The sequence below is a fragment of the Lacinutrix cladophorae genome, assembly GCF_053604645.1.
The window spans coordinates 24,417-43,400 of record NZ_JBSHNR010000087.1; the positions used below are offsets into that span (position 1 = coordinate 24,417).

The 18,984-nt window shown below is 30.5% G+C and carries 18 protein-coding genes; 3 read left to right on the top strand and 15 right to left on the bottom strand.

Annotated features, from left to right (window positions below):
- The first annotated feature begins 131 nt into the window (after positions 1-131).
- The gene (gene lpxK, locus ACVC3Y_RS04800) at positions 132-1,136 is read left to right on the top strand and encodes a tetraacyldisaccharide 4'-kinase (RefSeq protein WP_452226266.1); all 1,005 of its coding nucleotides are present in this window, start codon (positions 132-134) and stop codon (positions 1,134-1,136) included.
- Here lpxK and ACVC3Y_RS04805 read toward each other — a convergent pair.
- From ACVC3Y_RS04805 to ACVC3Y_RS04855, 11 genes are all read right to left on the bottom strand, one after another.
- A complete protein-coding gene (locus ACVC3Y_RS04805) occupies positions 1,129-3,363 on the bottom strand; it encodes an ATP-binding protein (RefSeq protein WP_303425357.1) in 2,235 nt (744 codons plus the stop codon). The two genes, lpxK and ACVC3Y_RS04805, sit on opposite strands and share 8 nt — an antisense overlap.
- 47 nt (positions 3,364-3,410) lie before the next feature.
- Positions 3,411-4,409, bottom strand: a complete 999-nt coding sequence (gap, locus tag ACVC3Y_RS04810; RefSeq protein ID WP_452226267.1) for a type I glyceraldehyde-3-phosphate dehydrogenase — start codon at positions 4,407-4,409, stop codon at positions 3,411-3,413.
- On the bottom strand, positions 4,409-5,287 hold the full coding sequence (gene lipA, locus ACVC3Y_RS04815; protein WP_303425361.1) for a lipoyl synthase: 879 nt from the start codon (positions 5,285-5,287) through the stop codon (positions 4,409-4,411). The genes gap and lipA overlap by 1 nt, the downstream gene beginning before the upstream one ends.
- A 66-nt stretch (positions 5,288-5,353) precedes the next feature.
- Positions 5,354-6,568, bottom strand: a complete 1,215-nt coding sequence (locus tag ACVC3Y_RS04820) for an Nramp family divalent metal transporter (RefSeq protein WP_303425364.1) — start codon at positions 6,566-6,568, stop codon at positions 5,354-5,356.
- A complete protein-coding gene (locus ACVC3Y_RS04825) occupies positions 6,568-7,116 on the bottom strand; it encodes an RNA polymerase sigma factor (protein ID WP_303425367.1) in 549 nt (182 codons plus the stop codon). Before ACVC3Y_RS04825 ends, ACVC3Y_RS04820 begins: the two co-directional genes overlap by 1 nt.
- A complete protein-coding gene (locus tag ACVC3Y_RS04830) occupies positions 7,107-8,219 on the bottom strand; it encodes a glycosyltransferase (protein ID WP_452226268.1) in 1,113 nt (370 codons plus the stop codon). The genes ACVC3Y_RS04825 and ACVC3Y_RS04830 overlap by 10 nt, the downstream gene beginning before the upstream one ends.
- 6 nt (positions 8,220-8,225) lie before the next feature.
- The gene (locus tag ACVC3Y_RS04835; RefSeq protein WP_303425371.1) at positions 8,226-8,429 is read right to left on the bottom strand and encodes a membrane or secreted protein; all 204 of its coding nucleotides are present in this window, start codon (positions 8,427-8,429) and stop codon (positions 8,226-8,228) included.
- Between the two features lie 113 nt (positions 8,430-8,542).
- Positions 8,543-9,334 (bottom strand): anti-sigma factor domain-containing protein, encoded by a 792-nt coding sequence (locus tag ACVC3Y_RS04840; protein ID WP_452226269.1) that lies wholly within the window; start codon positions 9,332-9,334, stop codon positions 8,543-8,545.
- Complete coding sequence (locus tag ACVC3Y_RS04845; protein WP_303425376.1) at positions 9,327-9,875, bottom strand: RNA polymerase sigma factor; 549 nt, start codon at positions 9,873-9,875, stop codon at positions 9,327-9,329. Before ACVC3Y_RS04845 ends, ACVC3Y_RS04840 begins: the two co-directional genes overlap by 8 nt.
- Positions 9,876-9,938: 63 nt before the next feature.
- Positions 9,939-10,952: a UDP-N-acetylmuramate dehydrogenase gene (gene murB / locus ACVC3Y_RS04850; protein ID WP_303425378.1), complete on the bottom strand. Its 1,014-nt coding sequence runs from the start codon at positions 10,950-10,952 to the stop codon at positions 9,939-9,941.
- Positions 10,952-12,142, bottom strand: coding sequence for a pyridoxal phosphate-dependent aminotransferase (locus tag ACVC3Y_RS04855; protein WP_452226270.1), 1,191 nt, complete (start codon positions 12,140-12,142; stop codon positions 10,952-10,954). The genes murB and ACVC3Y_RS04855 overlap by 1 nt, the downstream gene beginning before the upstream one ends.
- Before the next feature lie 121 nt (positions 12,143-12,263).
- On the opposite strand from ACVC3Y_RS04855, the gene ACVC3Y_RS04860 reads away from it, so the two are divergent.
- The gene (locus tag ACVC3Y_RS04860; protein WP_452226271.1) at positions 12,264-13,604 is read left to right on the top strand and encodes an aspartyl protease family protein; all 1,341 of its coding nucleotides are present in this window, start codon (positions 12,264-12,266) and stop codon (positions 13,602-13,604) included.
- A 63-nt stretch (positions 13,605-13,667) separates the two neighbouring features.
- Here ACVC3Y_RS04860 and ACVC3Y_RS04865 read toward each other — a convergent pair whose 3' ends face one another.
- On the bottom strand, positions 13,668-14,093 hold the full coding sequence (locus ACVC3Y_RS04865; protein ID WP_303425386.1) for a DUF1573 domain-containing protein: 426 nt from the start codon (positions 14,091-14,093) through the stop codon (positions 13,668-13,670).
- Positions 14,094-14,343: 250 nt separating this feature from the next.
- Here ACVC3Y_RS04865 and ACVC3Y_RS04870 point away from each other — a divergent pair, with 250 nt between their 5' ends.
- Entirely contained in the window at positions 14,344-16,980 is a 2,637-nt protein-coding gene (locus tag ACVC3Y_RS04870; protein ID WP_452226272.1) for a valine--tRNA ligase, read from the top strand.
- 75 nt (positions 16,981-17,055) lie between these two features.
- Here ACVC3Y_RS04870 and ACVC3Y_RS04875 read toward each other — a convergent pair whose 3' ends face one another.
- From ACVC3Y_RS04875 to ACVC3Y_RS04885, 3 genes are all read right to left on the bottom strand, one after another.
- Positions 17,056-18,345: an HlyD family secretion protein gene (locus ACVC3Y_RS04875; RefSeq protein ID WP_452226273.1), complete on the bottom strand. Its 1,290-nt coding sequence runs from the start codon at positions 18,343-18,345 to the stop codon at positions 17,056-17,058.
- A gap of 82 nt (positions 18,346-18,427) precedes the next feature.
- On the bottom strand, positions 18,428-18,625 hold the full coding sequence (locus ACVC3Y_RS04880) for a hypothetical protein (protein WP_452226274.1): 198 nt from the start codon (positions 18,623-18,625) through the stop codon (positions 18,428-18,430).
- A gap of 81 nt (positions 18,626-18,706) precedes the next feature.
- Positions 18,707-18,874 (bottom strand): hypothetical protein, encoded by a 168-nt coding sequence (locus ACVC3Y_RS04885; RefSeq protein ID WP_452226275.1) that lies wholly within the window; start codon positions 18,872-18,874, stop codon positions 18,707-18,709.
- Positions 18,875-18,984 lie beyond the last annotated feature (110 nt).

Genomic DNA, 18,984 nt, shown 5'->3' on the forward strand with positions numbered 1-18,984 from the left:
TCTTTAAGTTCAAATATAAATAATTACTTTCATGTGGTAGATTATATTTTTTGTTAATTGTAACAAGTAACCACAATAAAAAAAAACCTTACTTTGTATTTTAATACTAAATATATTGCGGTTTTGCTATAATGAAGTTTTTACGATACATTTTATTTCCTATTATGCCAATCTACTATCTAGTAACTTGGTTGCGTAACACGTTTTATGATATTGGTGTTTTTAAATCGAAATCGTATAATTTCCCTGTATTAGCTGTTGGGAATTTAACTGTTGGTGGTACAGGAAAAACGCCAATGATAGAGTATTTAATAGCTTTACTTAAAGATGAGAAACGGGTTGCTACATTGAGTAGAGGTTATAAACGTAGTAGTGAAGGTTTTTATTTGGCTGATGAAAAAGCAAATGCAAAAAATCTAGGTGATGAGCCATTTCAGTTTTACCGAAAATTTAATAATGCTATTCAAGTAGCAGTAGATGCAGATAGGCAAAATGGAATTGCAAATTTAATACAACAGCAAATTGCTCCAGAGGTTATTTTATTGGATGATGCATTTCAGCATAGAAAAGTAAAAGCTGGATTTTATATTTTATTAACTACGTATTATAATTTATATACTAATGATTGGGTTTTACCTACAGGAGATTTGCGAGAGCCTAGAGCAGGAGCTAAGCGAGCAAACTGTATTGTAGTTACTAAATGTCCTGATAATTTAAGTGCAATTGAGAAAGAAAATATAATAAGCCAGATACAACCACAAGTAAATCAAAGTGTTTTTTTTAGTACTATTAACTATGCAGACGAAGTTTTATCTGAAGAAAAGAAAATACCTTTAAATGAGTTAAAAGATTTCACTCTGGTAACAGGAATAGCAAATGCAGCGCCTTTAGTACATTATTTGAAAACGGAAGGTCTACATTTTGAGCATTTAGATTATAAAGATCATCATGATTTTACGAAGCAGGATATGGAATTGTTTAAAAGTAAGTCTCTTATTGTTACTACGGAAAAAGATTATATGCGATTATTACAATTTGATGCGTTAAAAGAGAATGTGTTTTATTTGCCTATTGAAGTACAAATAGATAAGCATGAGGAATTTGATGCTAGAGTTTTAGATTTTATTACTATTTAAGTATTGCAATATCGTCTTGAATTAAAGCTTGGTATAGTTTCTTTTCGAAGTCTTCTTGTTTAAAAGGTTTAGAAATAATATCATCAAAACCAGCTTCTTCAAACTCATGCATTTTATCTTCTAGAGTTACTGCGGTTAGAGCGAAAATAGTAAGGTCTTTTTTAAACCCTCTAATTATTTTAGTCGCTTCTAGTCCGCTAATTCCTGGCATATGTATATCCATTAGAACCACATCATACTTTGTTTTTCTAACTTGCTCTACAGCGTCTTCACCATTATCAACAATATCACAATTAAGATTCATTTTATTAAGAATCTTTTTGGTAATCATTTGGTTGATTTTATTGTCTTCTACTACTAATATTTTTATTGTACTCAATTCTATTTCGCTTATGTTTTTAAAATAATTCTTTTGAGATTCTTCTTCTTCTATCACTTGGTCAGTGTGTTTTAATGGAATTTCAAAAATAAAGTTAGACCCTTTTCCTAATTCACTTTTTAGGTAAATTTTTCCTTTTAAAATATCTATTAGCCCTTTTACAATAGATAGTCCTAAACCGGTACCTCCATATTTTCTATTGATTTGTATGGATCCTTGTGAAAAGCTTTCAAACATATGTTCTTGCTTTTCTTTACTAATACCTATTCCGTTATCTTCTATTTCAAATCTTAAAGAATAAATTTCACCTGTTTTATTCAATTTGTATACTCTAACCCAAATATCTCCATCTTTTGTGAATTTAATAGAATTACCAATAAGGTTAATTAATATTTGAGATATTTTAAGTTGATCTGCATTATAATTTTCTGGTAAGTCTTTGTCGTATTCAAAATGTATTTTAATATTATTGTCTACGGCCGAATTGTTTAGTGCAGCAATAACATTTGCTACTTTCTTTTTTAGATTAAAGATTTCAGGTTCTACTTCTACTTTATTTGCTTCTATTTTATTTATTTGAAGAATATCGTTAATAAAAGTAAGAAGGTAATCTCCAGAAAATTTTAAAGATTTTAAATGCTGTACTTGTTCTGGTTTTGGGTTTTCGTCTAAAAGCATATTGCTTAAACCTGTAACGGCATATAAAGGTGTTCTTAATTCATGTGTTACAGTAGATAAAAAGTTGGCTTTTGTTTTAGATGCTAATTCTGCTTTTTCTTTAGCTAGAATAAGTTCGCCATTCTTTTTATGCAACATGTTGTTTGTTTTTAACCTTATTCTATTGTTTTTGTATAAGGATAAAGTTAATAAGGATAAAATAGTAATTAATGCTACACTTAAGATTGCTGTTAATTTACTGAGGTTTTTAGAGTCTTGTAGTTCTTCAAGATCTGCAGCTTGTTTTTTTTGATATTCGGTCTGGTTTTTTAATAAAAGTTCGAATCGTTTTTCTGGAGATAAGTTTTGTCTTTTAATATTTAAAAGCGAATCGGATAATTTAATATGCTTTTTTAAGTACGCATTAGCAAGTTTGAAGTTTTTATTTTCTTGATTCAAGTCACTTAAAACTAAATAGCCTTCGCTTAAAACAGTATCAAAATTATTGTTGATTGCCTCGGTTACACCAGTATTGGTGATTTCTATAGCTTCATTAATCTTATTCAGATTTGCATATACAATGCCTAGGTTTATTTGAGCGCTACTATGTATTTTTTTTAAATCATATCTATTGGCTAATGCAATCGCATTTTCAAATAGTAATTTAGCTTTTTGGTAATCTTTTAAGGCTAAGTAAGTTTGTCCTTTATTGAGGTCTACTTCGGCAACAAAATCATTTAAGCCTTCTTGTTCAAAAAGGTTTTTAGAAGATTTGTAATAGTCTAAAGCTGTGTTAAACTCCTTTTTTGCATAGTATACATTACCGAATATTTTATAAGATTCTGCTTGATTAATTTTGTCATTCGAGATGCGTTGTGTAGCAACAGCTTTTGTTAAATGCTTAATTGCTTCATCTGGTTCTTCAAAAATATATTCAATTTTTCCTAGTTTAGAGTGTATTAACCCAATGCTTTTTTGGTCTTTAATAGTTTTGGCAGAAAGAAGAGCGTTTTCAAGCGTTTTTTGCGCTTCAAAATAATTAGAGTTTTCCAGGTTTCTTTGCGCTAACCTTATTAGATTGTTTACATTTTGTTGTATAGTATCTCTCTCTTGAGTAGTGATTTCTTGTGAAAATACACTGCAACTCAACACCATGATAATAGCACATATATAGTAGTTGATTCGGAACATTTTTATAAATATGATAATAGCAAATATAAATATTTATTCGATAAAAGTCATCTTTTTATCGATAAATCGCTAATTAAGTCAATTAATCTACTAGAATAACCGGTTTCATTATCATACCAACCAATGATTTTTACCATGTTTCCAATGGTTGATGTCATTTGTGCATCAAAAATACAAGAATGAGTGTTGCCTACTATATCTATGGATACAATTGGGTCTTCTGTGTATTCTAAAATGCCTTTGTATGCTTCTAGAGAGGCTTTTTTAAATGCAGCATTAATTTGTTCGATAGTTACATTTTTTTCCACATTAAAAGTAATATCAGTTAATGAGCCATTAGCTACAGGAACTCTTATGCCACATCCACCAATTACATTCGCTAAATTAGGGAAAATCTTTGTAAGCGCTTTTGCGGCTCCTGTAGTTGTTGGTACAATAGATTGACCAGCAGCTCTTGCTCGACGTAAATCTCGATGTGGTTGGTCGTGTAAACTTTGATCTGTAGTATACGAATGAACAGTGGTAATATATGCCTGTTTAATGCCGCAAAGGTCTTGCATAACAGCAATCATTGGAGCAGCATTGTTTGTGGTGCAAGATGCATTTGAAATTATTTTTTCACTTCCATCCAGTGCATTATCATTAACACCTAAAACGACTGTTTTAATATTGTCTTCTAAAGGTGGAACACTTAAAATTACACGTTTTGCTCCATTTTTAATATGAATGTTAAGCGATTCTTTAGTTTTATATTTTCCAGTAGCTTCAATAACAAAATCTATATTAAAAGGGTGCCAATTAATATCTTCCAGTTTTTGTTTGTTTAGTAAAGGGATGTTTTTGTTGTTAACTATAATGTGTTCATCATTATAAGAAATTGTTTCTGGAAAAATACCATGGATACTATCATACTTTAGTAAGTGGCTAAGTGTTTTTGCATTTGCTAAATCATTTATGGCAACCACTTGAATGTTAGGATTGTTTTGAAGTAATCTAAAAACACGTCTTCCAATTCTTCCAAATCCATTTATTGCAACTAGAACCATTAGTTAATGTGTTTTTGAGCTTTGTAAGAAGATCGCACTAAGGCGCTACTTTCTACATGTCGAAAACCTAGACTTAAGCCAATTTCTTTATATTCTGCAAATTGATCTGGCGTGATAAACATTTTAACTGGTAAGTGTTTTTTGCTTGGTTGTAAATATTGGCCAATGGTAACTACATCTACGTCGTTAGCTCTTAAGTCGTGTAAAGTTTCTATTACTTCCTCTCTAGTTTCCCCTAGACCAAGCATGATACCCGATTTTGTACGTCTTTGTCCTTGTTGTTTTAGGTATTTTAAAACTCCTAAACTTCTGTCGTACTTTGCTTGAATACGTACTTCTCGTGTTAAACGTCTAACTGTTTCTATATTGTGCGAAACCACTTCTGGAGCTACATCAATAATTCTGTCTATGTGTTGTTCTAAGCCTTGAAAGTCTGGAATAAGTGTTTCTAGAGTCGTTTCTGGGTTCATTCTACGAACAGCTTTTACGGTTTCGCTCCACATGATACTTCCCATATCTTTTAAATCGTCACGATCTACACTGGTTAAAACGGCGTGTTTAATGTTCATTATTTTAATAGAACGTGCTACTTTTTCAGGTTCATCCCAATCTACGGTTTCTGGTCTTCCTGTTTTTACACCACAAAATCCACAAGAACGTGTACAAACATTACCTAGAATCATGAAGGTAGCAGTACCTTCTCCCCAACATTCTCCCATATTTGGACAACTACCCGAAGCACAAATGGTATTTAGTTTGTATTTATCTACTAAACCACGAAGTTCTGTGTATTTTTTACCTGTAGGTAATTTAACACGAAGCCATTTAGGTTTTGCTACTCTTTCTGGTATTATATTTGAAGCGGTATCTGTATTCATTTAGTTTACAATTTCTAGTACAAAGATACAAAGTATTCTATTAAACTATCTGGCTTAAAAATACTTTTATAGAATGGTGAGATACCAAATACTAAAGCTCACTAAAAACAAAATTCCAAATACGCTTAATACGTGTAGAGCTTTTGAAGGGTGCCATTCTTTAGGGGTGTGCTTCCCGCTAATAAGCATGTAATTTATTATAGCGTAAAAAGGAGCTGTTAGAAAAGATAATATGGTAGCTATTTTTATGAGTAAAGCCATTTCTGAAGCAAAATAAAAAAAGATTAAAATACTCCCGCTTACTAATAAAATAATCCAAAATAAATAGCCTTTTTTGAAGCTTCTATTTGTGAGAAGCTCTGTTGTTTTATGCATTGCTCTTGGTGATGCATCTAAAGTGGTTAAAGAAGTGCTAAACATTGTGGTGAAAGCTGCAATGCTAATTAAAACATAAGACCAACTACCCAGGTTTTGTGTGTACATTTTAATTAGTTGGTTAGAGAAAACTGCAGCAGAAACACTAAATGTTTCGCCACTATTGTGCATTACTAAATAACCTAGTAATAGAAAACTGATGCCTAAAAATATAGTGACAATATATCCAATATTGAAATCTAACAAAGCAGATTTTGGTACATAACCTTTTTCGTCTTTTCTTTTTTCAATAGTCCATAAAGATTGCCAAACAGAAATATCTAAAGGAGCAGGCATCCAACCCATAAAAGCAATAAGAAAAGCTATCTCTATACTGTTTTTTGGAAGTATTTGTGTAAAGGATAAGCTGCTTTCTTGTTTCGAAAAAGCAAAAACAACAGCAATAAGTGTACTAATAGTAAGTGTAATAATAATGATTTTCATTAATCTATCTAGAAGCTTATATCTGCCAAGAAATAAAATGATTAAACAAAAGCATAAAATGATAACGGTCCATGTTTTTATGTTTATAAAGTCGCCAAAAAGTGTAGATGCCAAACCAGCAGTAACAATAGTAACTGCAGTTTGAATAGTAAACATTGTTGTAAACGTAAGGACGAAATATGTTATTAATACACCTTTGCCAAGTTTTTTGTAACCTTCTAAAAGGCTTTCTCCTGTTGCTGCAGCGTATCGAGGTCCAAATTGAAAAAATGGATATTTAAATAGATTAACTACCAATAAAGCCCAAAGTAAACCCAATCCAAAATTTGCTCCTGCTCTTGTAGATTGTACTAAATGTGAAACACCAATTGCAGCTCCAGCAAATAATAATCCAGGACCAAATTTTTTTAATATTTGTATCATTACTTTTTTTGAATAATCTCTGCTAATAACTTTTTAGCTCTTAATAGTTTCACCTTAACATTATTTATAGGTTCGTCTAATTGGGTAGATATTTCTTTGTAGCTTAATTCTTGAAAGTAGCGAAAATTAATAACCTCTTGATAATGTGGTTTGAGTTTTTTTATATCCCGAAGCAGTTTTGCTAAATTTTGTTCTGTAATAAGTTTGTCTTCTATAGAAGGAGTTTCGTCTAAAATTTGAAGTAGAGAATTTTCATCATCTGTAGATATTTGTGTTGAAATGGAGCGTTTTTCTTTTCGTAAAAGATCTATATGAATGTTTTTAGAAATGGTAATTAGCCACGTTTTAAATTTATAGTCAGTATTGTATGTTTCTATTTTGTCAAAAGCTCTAGAAAAGGTTTGAATGGTAACATCCTCGGCATCGTTTTCATTTTGAATTCGTTTTAATTGAAATCCATATACATCATCCCAAAAGGTATTTAGTAAAAAATTAAATGCTTTTTGCTCGTTTTTTTTTGCTTGTTGGATTGCTTCTTCTATTTCCAATATTTAGGTTTTGCTATAAGGTTGATTATAAATATAACTAATTGCATGCCAATTAAAAAAATCTCTAGAAAAGGAAGAAAAATAATAAGGTCTTTTTCTTCTAATTTTTTCGAAGTTTTACCAAATACGATATAAAAAACAATTAATCTTAATATAAATATAGGTAAAACAATTTGCCATGCGTAGGTTGTAATAAAAAGCGTAATTGCTAAAGTATAAAATAGAAATTGAGAGATGTAAAAAAGGGCAAGTAGTATTTTGTGTCCAGCCTTGTAATAATTTGCTGTAGAAACGTGCCTTCTTTTTTGTAAAATCCAATCTTTAAAAGTTGTTTTAGGGTTAGAGATAGTAAAACTCTCTTTTGTAAAACAAATACTAGTATTTTTAGTGTTGGCAACTTGGTTTATAAATAAATCATCGTCTCCAGATCGAATTTGCATGTGGTTTATAAAACCATTTGCATTAAAAAAAACTTCTTTTTTGTAGGCTAAATTTCTACCAACTCCCATAAACGGTATTCCAGATTTAGCATAAGAAAAATATTGTAAAGCAGTTAAAAGTGTTTCAAACCGAATTAATTTATTTAAAAAAGAATTTTTAATTTTTGCATAGGCGCCATAACCTAAAACAATACTTTTTGTATTGCTAAAATTTGTGCTTATTTCTTTTAGCCAATGATTAGAATTAGGTTTGCAATCTGCATCTGTAAATACTAGATATTCATTTTTTGCAGCTTTAATACCAAGTGTTAGTGCGTATTTTTTGTTTCCGTAAAAAGTTTCGGTAGGTATTACATTAACAATTTTAATATTACGATGCTTTGCAGCGAAGTCTTCCATGATATCTAATGTTTTATCATGGGAATTGTCGTTAATTAAAATAATTTCAAAATCAGGATATTCCTGATTTAATATGTGTGGAAGATAATTTTTTAAATTTTTGGCTTCATTTTTAGCACAAATAAGAATAGAAAGCGCTATGTTTTTTTGTGTTTTATGTTTCGGATTTAAAAAAGCAAATTTTGAAAATAAGAAAAGATAATATATAAGTTGAATACTTACTACAATTATAAATGTGTAGTAGGCAATATTCAGTAATACCATGAACTATTAAGAGTGTTGAGGTTCGCTACAATCTTTGTATTGTTCTGGTGTTTTTCCGCAAAAGCCGCAAGATTCTCCTTCTTGGTTTAACATAGGGTTTTGGCTGGCACAAGTGCCTGCAAATTTACCGTCTTTTTTTGCCCAAATTTTTATTGCTATTCCAGCTATTGCTAAACCTAAAAGTACTAATGTTATTGCTAGTAGTTTCATGTGTGTATTCGTCTTAAATTATTTTACAAAGATACTATTTTTTAGGAAATTGGTATACTAAAAAAGCCTCGCTTTTTAAAACGAGGCTTTTGGTTTTTATATTGAAAGTTGATTTACTTTTTTAAGCTGATTTCTGCAACAGATTTTTCAACTGAAGCATTTTCGTTACCTCCTTTGGGTTCTATTGTAATACTTAATCCTAAGGCGTTTTCTGTATATGGCAACGGTATAAGTTGACTTTCAGATTCGTTTAAAATGCCAAGACTTACCATTTTATCTTGTACTTCTGCCCAAATTTGATAGCATTGTTCTTCTGGTAATTGCGGTAAAGAAACTACATCGATCATCGATGTTTTTTCAACAGGATTTATGTATGCAACCGTTTTTAAGTTTTTTGCTCTTTCGTTTCCCTTAATAATATATTTTTGTGTTTCGGGATTGTTAAGCTGTTTAAATTGCTGCATAATGTCGCTTAACATTTTATTATTTTGGTCTATATCGCTACGTAGATCAAAAATTTCTTCTGCAATAATTTCATTTTCGCGTAAAAGATCTTGATTGTTTAAGTAAAACATAAAGGTAGAACCTGCAAAAATTAAAGCAGTAATACTAGCAGCTATTCCAAACATGTACCAAGTTTTTTGTTTCGGAGCAGTTTGTAGTGCAATAACTGGTTTTTCGTCAATTGCAGAAAGTATATCGTTTAAAATATGTTCTGGTGCTTCAATGGCGTTACTTTTAGCTACAATCTCAAGATTTTGCTGTAAAGTATTATACGCATTCTTAACTTCAGGATATTTAGATATGTAGGTTTCTACCAATACAGTTTCTTCTGCATTGGTTATGCCTACTAGATATTTATCTAATAGATCTGAATTTAAAAATGTATTTATTTTATCATTCATGACTTTTTAATTCTGGATCGTAAATCTTTTTTAATTCACGCAATCCTATTTTTAATCTCGATTTAATGGTGCCAAGTGGTATGTTCAATTCGTCACTCGCTTCTTGTTGTGTCATACCTTCAAAAAAGAGCGCATTTATTACTGTTTGATATTTTACATCTATGGTTTTTAGATGGGTTTTAATATCAATCACATCTTGATTCAAACTATTACTTGTTAGTTTATATACGTTAGAACTTTCCATTTGGACTTCTTTACTCTGTTTATTTGATACAGATCGTATTTTGTCTATCGCTGTATTATAGGCAATTCTGTAAAGCCAAGTAAAAAGTTTAGCCTTCTTAGCATCGTAAGTTTGTGCTTTTTTCCAGACTTTAATAAATGTTTCTTGCAATGCGTCCTGTGCTAGGTCGGAATCTGTAATAACTTTTGATATTACACCAAGTAGTGTGTCGGAATAGTTTTGATACAACAATGTAATAGCTTTTTTGTCGCCTTGTTTTAGTAAACTAACTATTTGTTGTTCAATTGGTGTGCTCAAAAGATATTTTGTTTAGTGTTTTGCTAAGTTATAGAATATCAAAGTTATAGATTTATTTTAAATTTAAATAATATTTACTTCAGCTTCTATAGATATATTAAATATACGCATTATAGTTTCTTGAATTACTTGAGATAAATTTAAAATTTCTGACCCATTTGCATTATTATAATTTACAAGTACTAAAGCTTGTTTTTTATGCACACCATAATCCCCAAATCGTTTTCCTTTAAAACCTGCTTTTTCTATAAGCCAACCTGCTGGTATTTTTACAGATGTATTCGAAATTGGATAGCTTGGGATTTCAGGGAAATTTTGTTTTAAGTTTTCGAAATCTGTTATAGAAATAATTGGATTTTTAAAAAAACTTCCGCTATTTCCAATTTCTTTAGGGTTTGGAAGTTTGCTTTCACGAATTGCTATAACTGCTTTGGAAATATCTTGAATGGTAGGTTTTTCTATATGCATTATCTCTAGTTGCGAAGTAATTGCTCCATAGTTTTTGTGAAGGATATGGTTTTTTTTTGTGAGTTTAAAAATAACACTAGTAATAATATACTTGCCTTTTAAATGTTGTTTAAAAACAGAGTTTCTATAGTCGAAATTGCAATCTGAATTAGTGAAAGTCTTTGTTTTTTGATTTGCTATCTCAATAGCATCACAAGAAACAAATGTGTCTTTTAATTCTATGCCATAAGCACCAATATTTTGAATAGGAGCAGTACCAACATTACCTGGGATTAAGGATAAGTTTTCTAATCCACCAAAATCATTTTGTAAACACCAAAGTACAAAATCATGCCAATTCTCTCCTGCTTCAGCTTTTACAAAAACAAAAGAGTCGTCTTGCGAAACAATTGTAATTCCTTTTAAGTTTATATGCACTACTAATGCTTCCACATCTTTAGTAAGTAGCATGTTGCTTCCTCCGCCAAGAATTAATCTTTCAGGATATTCTGGTAGTCGAAGCACATCTAATAATTTTTGTTTCGAATTTATGGATACAAAATGTTTAGCTTTTGCATCAATACCAAAAGTATTGTGCTTTTTTAAAGATATGTTGTGTTGTATTTGCACTAGTCTTTATATACTTTAAGAGCTTCTTTAAGAATGTTTACTGCTTTAATAAGGCTCTCCTTTTTTAATACATATGCAATACGTATTTGATTTAAACCAACTCCAGGAGTAGAGTAAAAACCTCCAGCTGGAGCTACCATAACTGTTTCGCCATCTACATCAAAATCTTCTAAAAGCCATTGTGCAAAAGCGTCGCTGTTTTTTACTGGCAATTGTGCAATACAGTAAAATGCACCTTTTGGATTTGCTACTTGTACACCTTCTATTTTTTGTAGTTCGGTTATTAAGATGTTTCGTCTTTCCACATATTCTTCAATAACATCATCAAAATAACTTTGTGGAGTTTCTAAAGCTGCTTCGCTAGCAATCTGTGCGAATGTAGGTGGACTTAGTCTTGCTTGAGCAAATTTTAAAACTGTTTGTACTACTTCTTTGTTTTTTGAAACTAAACAGCCAATTCTGGCACCACACATGCTGTATCTTTTAGATACAGAATCAATCATTATCGCATTTTGCTCTAAACCTTCTTCTTGCATGATGGAGTAATGTGTGTTGCCATCATATGCAAATTCTCTATATACTTCGTCAGCAATTAAAAACAAATCATGTTTTTTTACTATTGCTGCAAGTTTTTTTATTTCTTCTTTAGAGTATAAGTAACCTGTAGGATTTCCTGGGTTACAAATAAGAATTGCTTTGGTTTTTGGAGTAATAAGTTTTTCAAACTCTTCTATAGGAGGTAAGGCAAAATTATTTTCAATTTTAGAAATAACTGGAACTACTTTTACTCCTGAAGCAGTAGAAAATCCATTGTAGTTTGCATAAAACGGTTCTGGAATAATAATTTCGTCATCTGTATCCATAATACTACCAAAAGCAAAGAGTAAAGCTTCGCTTCCTCCAGTGGTAACAATTATATCATCATGGTTTACATGTATGTCTTGTTTAAAATAGTAGCTGGCTATTTTTGTTCTGTAAGTTTCAGAACCTTCTGATCTAGAATATGCTAAAACTTCAAGGTCGTTATTTTTTACAGCGTCTAAAGCTATTTTAGGAGTCTTTATATCTGGCTGTCCAATGTTTAAATAATATATGGATTTTCCATTTTTTGCTGCTTTTTCAGCAAATGGAACCAATTTTCTAATAGGCGATTGTGGCATTAATTGCCCTTTTTTTGAAATTACTGGCATTTTATATGTGTTTGAGATACAAAGTTGCGAAAATTATATTAAAGTTTTTTTAAAAAGTAACACTAAATAAAGATTTAAGAAGAAAGATTTGTAAATTGATAGAGAAGTGTTTTTTGGGCTTATGAAAAATATAGTTTTTTCTTTTTTATTACTATTCAGTTTTTCCTTTTTTGGATTCTCTCAAGGCACTTTCGTAATTCAAAATAAAAGAAAAAGTGATAAAATACAGTTTAAATTAATTAATAATCTAATTATAATTCCAGTAAAAATTAACGGTGTTGAACTTTCTTTCATTTTAGATACAGGAGTAAGTAAGCCAATTTTGTTTAATATTTTTAATATCAATGAAACTTTAAAAATTAATAACGCCGAAAAAATTGTAATAAGAGGATTAGGAGAAGGGGAGGCAGTAGAAGCATTACGATCTAGAAATAATGCGATAGAAATTGGCGAAGCTTTAAACATTAACCAAGATTTGTTTGTGGTTTATAATTCGAAACTAAATTTTGCTCCAAGATTAGGGGTTCCTATTCATGGTATTATAGGTTATGATTTTTTTAAAGATTTAGTTGTAGAAATAAATTATTCTTCAAAAATTATTAAAATTCATGAAAATGAAACTTATGCTTATAAAAAGTGTAAGAATTGTGAGACTTTACCTTTGTATTTTTATAATAAAAAGCCCTATATAAATGCCCATGTTACAATAGATAAAGAAGAAATTCCAGTTAAATTATTAATAGATTCTGGTGGAAGTGATTCTATTTGGTTATTTGAAGATATCTCTTTAGGGATACATGCAAATGATAAATATTTTGAAGATTTTTTAGGGCATGGTTTAAGTGGAAGTGTTTATGGAAAGCGTTCTAAAGTAGATGCGTTTAGTATTAATGGTTTTACCTTAAAAAATCCAAATGTTGCTTTTCCAGATGCTACTTCCATATCGTTTGCTAAAAATCATAAAGATAGAAATGGAAGTCTAGCTGGTGATATCTTAAAAAGATTTCGGGTTGTTTTTAATTATAAAAAATCTTTGATACAACTTAAAAAAAGTAAATATTTTAAGGATCCTTTTAGTTATAATAAAAGTGGAATTGAACTGGAACAAAACGGAATTAGGTTAGTGAGAGAGAAAGAAAATAAGATTAGAAGTGCTGGCATAGTAGAAGCTAGTAGTAAAGATAATGGCGGTGCAAAAAGAATTGTTTTTGATGCCAATTACAAGCTTTCTGTAAAACCTGCTTTTACTATAATTGAATTACGGAAAGATTCTCCTGCTGAAAAAGCAGGGTTGCAATTTGGAGATATAATATTAAAAATAAATGGAAAAGAAACTTACGATCTCTCTTTACAGCAAATAACTCAATTTTTTTATGAAAAAAACGGTAAAAATATTAGGTTAAAAATTGATCGATCAGGACAAGTTTTGGATTTTCAGTTCGTGTTAGAAAGTTTATTCTAACAAAAAAAGGATTGTTTACAAATAAGTAAACAATCCTTTCAATTTATAATTATAAAATGGAAATTAGTTTTCCATTACACTTTTTTCTCTTTTTTCAAGAACACTTGTTTTACTAGGATCAATAACTTCTCCTTTAATTTTTAGTGCTACCGTTGGTGTTTCAGCATTAGAAAGAACAGTTATTGTTTTTCTAATAGGCATCACACGTTTTGTATCATACTTTACTTGTATTTCTCCAGTTGCTCCAGGCATAATTGGTCCATCCGGTTTTTTTGGTACAGTACAACCACAACTAGAAGATACTTTCGATATTATAAGCGGAGCATCTCCAGTATTAGTAAACTCGAAAGTTCTAACACCATCTGCACCTTTTTCTATAGTACCATAATCTACTGTAGTTTCTTTAAAATCAATTTTTGCCATTTTTTCTTGAGCAGTCATTGAAAAACTAAATATTCCGATAAATAAAATTGTTAGTAATTGTTTCATCATTTTTTAATTTAAATTATTTTTTATTCTTAAAACACATTATGTTGTATTTCAGTCGTTTGTGTTATTTGTGTTTTTAATTCTATTGTAAATTTACTTACTTTTCATTCATTCTACAAAAATAATGGATGTATAACATAAATCTTAACATAAACTTTATGCTTAAAGGTACATTAAACAGCATTAATATTTTTCAAAATGTAAATTATAAGTACTTTTGCATGATATTATTCAAAAACTATTCCAAAGTATGAACATTCCATCAAAATATGATGCAAATAGTGTAGAAAGTAAGTGGTACAGCTACTGGACAGAACATAATTATTTTCATTCTAAACCAGACGAAAGAGAAGCTTATACCATTGTAATCCCTCCGCCAAATGTAACAGGAGTCTTACATATGGGGCACATGCTTAATAACACGATACAAGATGTTTTAATACGTAGAGCACGTTTATTAGGTAAAAATGCTTGCTGGGTTCCTGGAACAGATCACGCATCTATTGCTACAGAAGCTAAAGTTGTTGCAAAATTAAAAGAACAAGGAATTGACAAAAACGACCTGACACGTGATGAGTTTTTGGCACACGCTTGGGAGTGGACAGAAGAATATGGAGGAGTTATTTTAGAGCAACTTAAAAAATTAGGATGTTCTTGTGATTGGGATAGAACGAAATTTACAATGGATGACGATATGTCTGAAGCTGTAATTAAAGTATTTGTTGATTTGCATGAAAAAGGATTGATATATAGAGGTTATCGAATGGTAAACTGGGATCCGGAAGCGAAAACGACGTTGTCTGATGAAGAAGTAATACACGAAGAACGCCAAGGAAACTTATACTATATCAATTATAAAATAGAAGGAAGCGACGATACTTTAACAATTGCTACCACACGTCCCGAAACTATCTTTGGAGATACCGCAATTTGTATCAATCCAGAAGATGAACGTTTTGCACACTTACGTGGAAAAAAAGCCATTGTGCCAATTTGTAATCGCGTAATACCTATTATTGAAGACGACTATGTAGATGTAGAATTCGGTACTGGTTGTTTAAAAGTAACTCCAGCACATGATGAAAATGATAAGAACCTTGGCGATAAACATAAATTAGAAGTTATAGATATCTTTCATGAAGATGCGACTTTAAATAGCTTTGGATTGCAGTTTGAAGGGCAAGATCGTTTTGTAGCAAGAAAAAATGTAGCAAAAGAATTAGAAACAATAGGTGTTTTAATAAAAACCGAAACACATTTAAATAAAGTTGGAACGTCAGAACGTACCAAAGCTGTTATCGAACCAAGATTAAGTGACCAATGGTTCTTGAAGATGGAAGAGTTGGTTAAACCAGCTATTGAAGCTGTTTTAGGTGAAGATGCAGAAATTAAACTATTTCCAAAGAAATTCGAAAATACATATCGTCATTGGATGGAGAATATTCGCGATTGGAATATTTCTCGCCAGTTACTTTGGGGGCAACAAATTCCTGCTTATTTCTATGGAGAAGGAAAAGAAGATTTTGTAGTTGCCGAAACTATTGAATTGGCAGTAGAAAAAGCACAAAAAGTAACAGGTAAACCAGATTTAAAAGCAGAAGATTTAAAACAAGATACAGATGCTTTAGATACTTGGTTTAGTTCTTGGTTATGGCCAATGAGTGTTTTTGACGGTATTCGTAATCCAGAAAACGAAGAGATAAAATACTACTATCCAACAAACGATTTAGTTACTGGACCAGATATCTTATTCTTTTGGGTAGCACGAATGATTATTGCTGGATATGAGTATAAAGATGAAAAACCTTTTCAAAATGTATATTTAACCGGTCTTGTTCGTGATAAACAACGTCGTAAAATGAGTAAATCTTTAGGGAATTCACCAGACGCTTTAAAACTAATTGAGGAATATAGTGCAGATGGTGTGCGTGTTGGTTTGCTTTTAAGTAGTGCGGCAGGAAATGATTTAATGTTTGATGAAGCACTTTGTCAACAAGGAAAAGGTTTTGGAAATAAAATTTGGAATGCCTTTAATCTTACCAATATTTGGGAAGTTAACGATACGATTGCGCAACCAAACTCTAGTAAAATAGCATTAGATTGGTACGAAGCAAAGTTTCAAACGGCTTTAGTTGAAATTGAAGATCACTTTAGTAAATACAGATTAAGTGATGCTTTAATGGCTATTTATAAGTTGATTTATGACGATTTTTGTGGATGGTTATTAGAAATAGTAAAACCAGCATACCAACAGCCAATTGATGCAAAAACATACAACAAAGTGATGTCTATTTTTGAAGATAATTTAAAAATATTACATCCTTTTATGCCGTTTTTAACCGAAGATATCTGGCAGTATATTACAGAACGTACTCCAGAACAAGCATTAATAATAGCAAAATGGCCAGAAGCAAAACCAATTAATAAGGAGCTTATATCTCAGTTTGAATTTGCATCAGAAGTGATTTCGGGAATACGAACAATTAGAAAAGAAAAGAATATTGCATTTAAAGACGCAATAGGTTTTTCAGTGATTAATAATGAAAATTCGAATACTACATTCGATGAAGTTATTGCAAAATTAGGAAATCTGGAAGCTATAGAATATGTTTTAGAGCCAGTTGATGGTGCTTTAACCTTTAGAGTAAAATCTAACGAGTATTTTATTCCAATGGATGGTGCGATAGATGTAGAGGCTGAAATTAAAAAGCTAACCGAAGAATTAAACTACACCGAAGGTTTTCTTAAGTCTGTGCAGAAAAAACTATCAAACGAACGTTTTGTTGCAGGAGCACCAGAACAAGTAGTTGCTGCCGAAAAGAAAAAAGAGGCAGATGCTTTGGCTAAGATTGAGACTTTGAAGAGTAGCTTGGCTTCGTTGAAGTAAAATAGTTTAGATAATAAATTGAAAAAGCCTTTCCAACTGGAAAGGCTTTTTCAATAATTTCATAATTGATTATTACTATTTAAATATGTCTTTTATTTGGTAGAAGAAACGCTCTACTAAACGTAAATCTTCTGTAATAATTTCTGCACTACCACTCATTTCCTGTTTAAACTCTATTTGTTTTTTGTAAGATGTTATTAACTCTTTTGGTAATTCAGCTAATATTAAATAATTACCATCGTTATCTTGTACTAATGAGATGTGATTTACTTTGGCTTGTAAAGTTCCAAACTCAGCTTCTGGATAATTTTCTAGTTTAATATTTGCTTTTTGTCCTACTTTTAATTTTCCAGAATTGGTTGCAGGTGTTTTAAGCTTAGCAATAAATGAGGTGCTTTCTGTTGGAATTATTGTAAAAATCAAATCGCCTTGATTAACTGTTTGATTCGTCTTCCAATAATTGGAGAAAGCTATTTTTCCATCAATATTAGATTTTAATACATATTGTGTTTCCCAATCTTTTATAGCATTTTTAAGTTGATTAAAAGATTGAATCACACTTTTTAAAAGCATCATTTCTTCTTTGGTTTTATTTATTTCTGTGCCTTTTGAAGATTTGTTAGCATTGCTAATAGATTCTCTTATTTGCGAGATAGAAGATTCAAAGCTTTTATAATTTCGTTCTGCTTGATTGTATTCTATTTGCTCTTGTTCCAATTTTAATTTAGATATAACACCTTTTTTAAATAAACTTTCAGAACGTTGTAAATTGTTTTTTTTAAGTGATAATTCATTTTGGTTAAGAGCTAATTGTTCTTTACTGTTTCTTAAACGTCTGTGTAATTCTGATATAGAATTTTTATTAGCTAATGCTTCGTTAGAAAAAGGTTGTAAGCTTTTATTTAAAGTATATTGAATGTAGTTGTTTTCAAATAGTGCAAATGGTGCATCAATATCTCCTAAAAATAAAACTGGTAAATCATCTATAGGAAAACTAAAAGATTTATTAGTAACTTTTATAGTGTCTATTATAGATTTCAGTTTATAGATATCTTTATAGTTTGCTGTGTTTTCAATAATTGCTAGAGGACTATCTTTAGTAATTAAACTATTATCTTCTAAAAATATAGTTTCTAATTTACCTGTTGTTTTTGCAAATAGTTTTTCTGGTGGTATTTGTGTTGTTAATAATGCTTCTGTACTAATTACATCTGGATATTTAATTAACCAACTTAATGTGAAAAATAAAAGAATGATACATAAAAATAATACGTTTCCATAACGTATCATCCAATGTGGAACATAGGACAATATATCTTGCACTTGTTCGCTACGGAGTTGTATTTGATTATTATTCTGAGGCATTTAATTAGAAGTTAAATAATAAAGATATATCAGGCTAAAATTAAAAAGGCATAGAGAAAAAAGCCTCTCTATGCCTTTATAATTACGCTGTAGTTCCTGTACAAGCTGGATATGCTGGGTTTGGTCCCCAACCATAAAATGGCATACCATTCCAATAATGTGTTATAGTAAGAATATTGGCTGTGCAAGATCCAGATTCTACTGGTGCAAGCTGTCCTCCATTAATAGTTTTTTGTTCTGCTTTTGTTAAAGCTGTTCCTAAGTTTTTTAAATTTTTCATAATTGATAATTTTATAAATTAAATATTCTGTGATTATTTAATGACTTTCACAGTTTAAGTCAGGTAATAATTAAAAGCATATTAACTTCCAAGAAGTATATCAACACATTTTCCACTAAAAGATGAACAATATTGTCCTGCATCGCAATCACTACTTTTCTTGCATTTTTTTGCTTGGAATTGCCCTCCTTTAATCATTTTTTGTTCCACTTTACTTAAAGCAGTTCCTAAGTTTTTTAAATTTTTCATAATAAAAATATTTGTAAATTAAATTAGCCTTGATCATTTAAAGACACTCAAGGTTTGCGTCTATTCCTCGCGAGAGAATATTATTATATTGTTTATTAGGTTTCGACTGC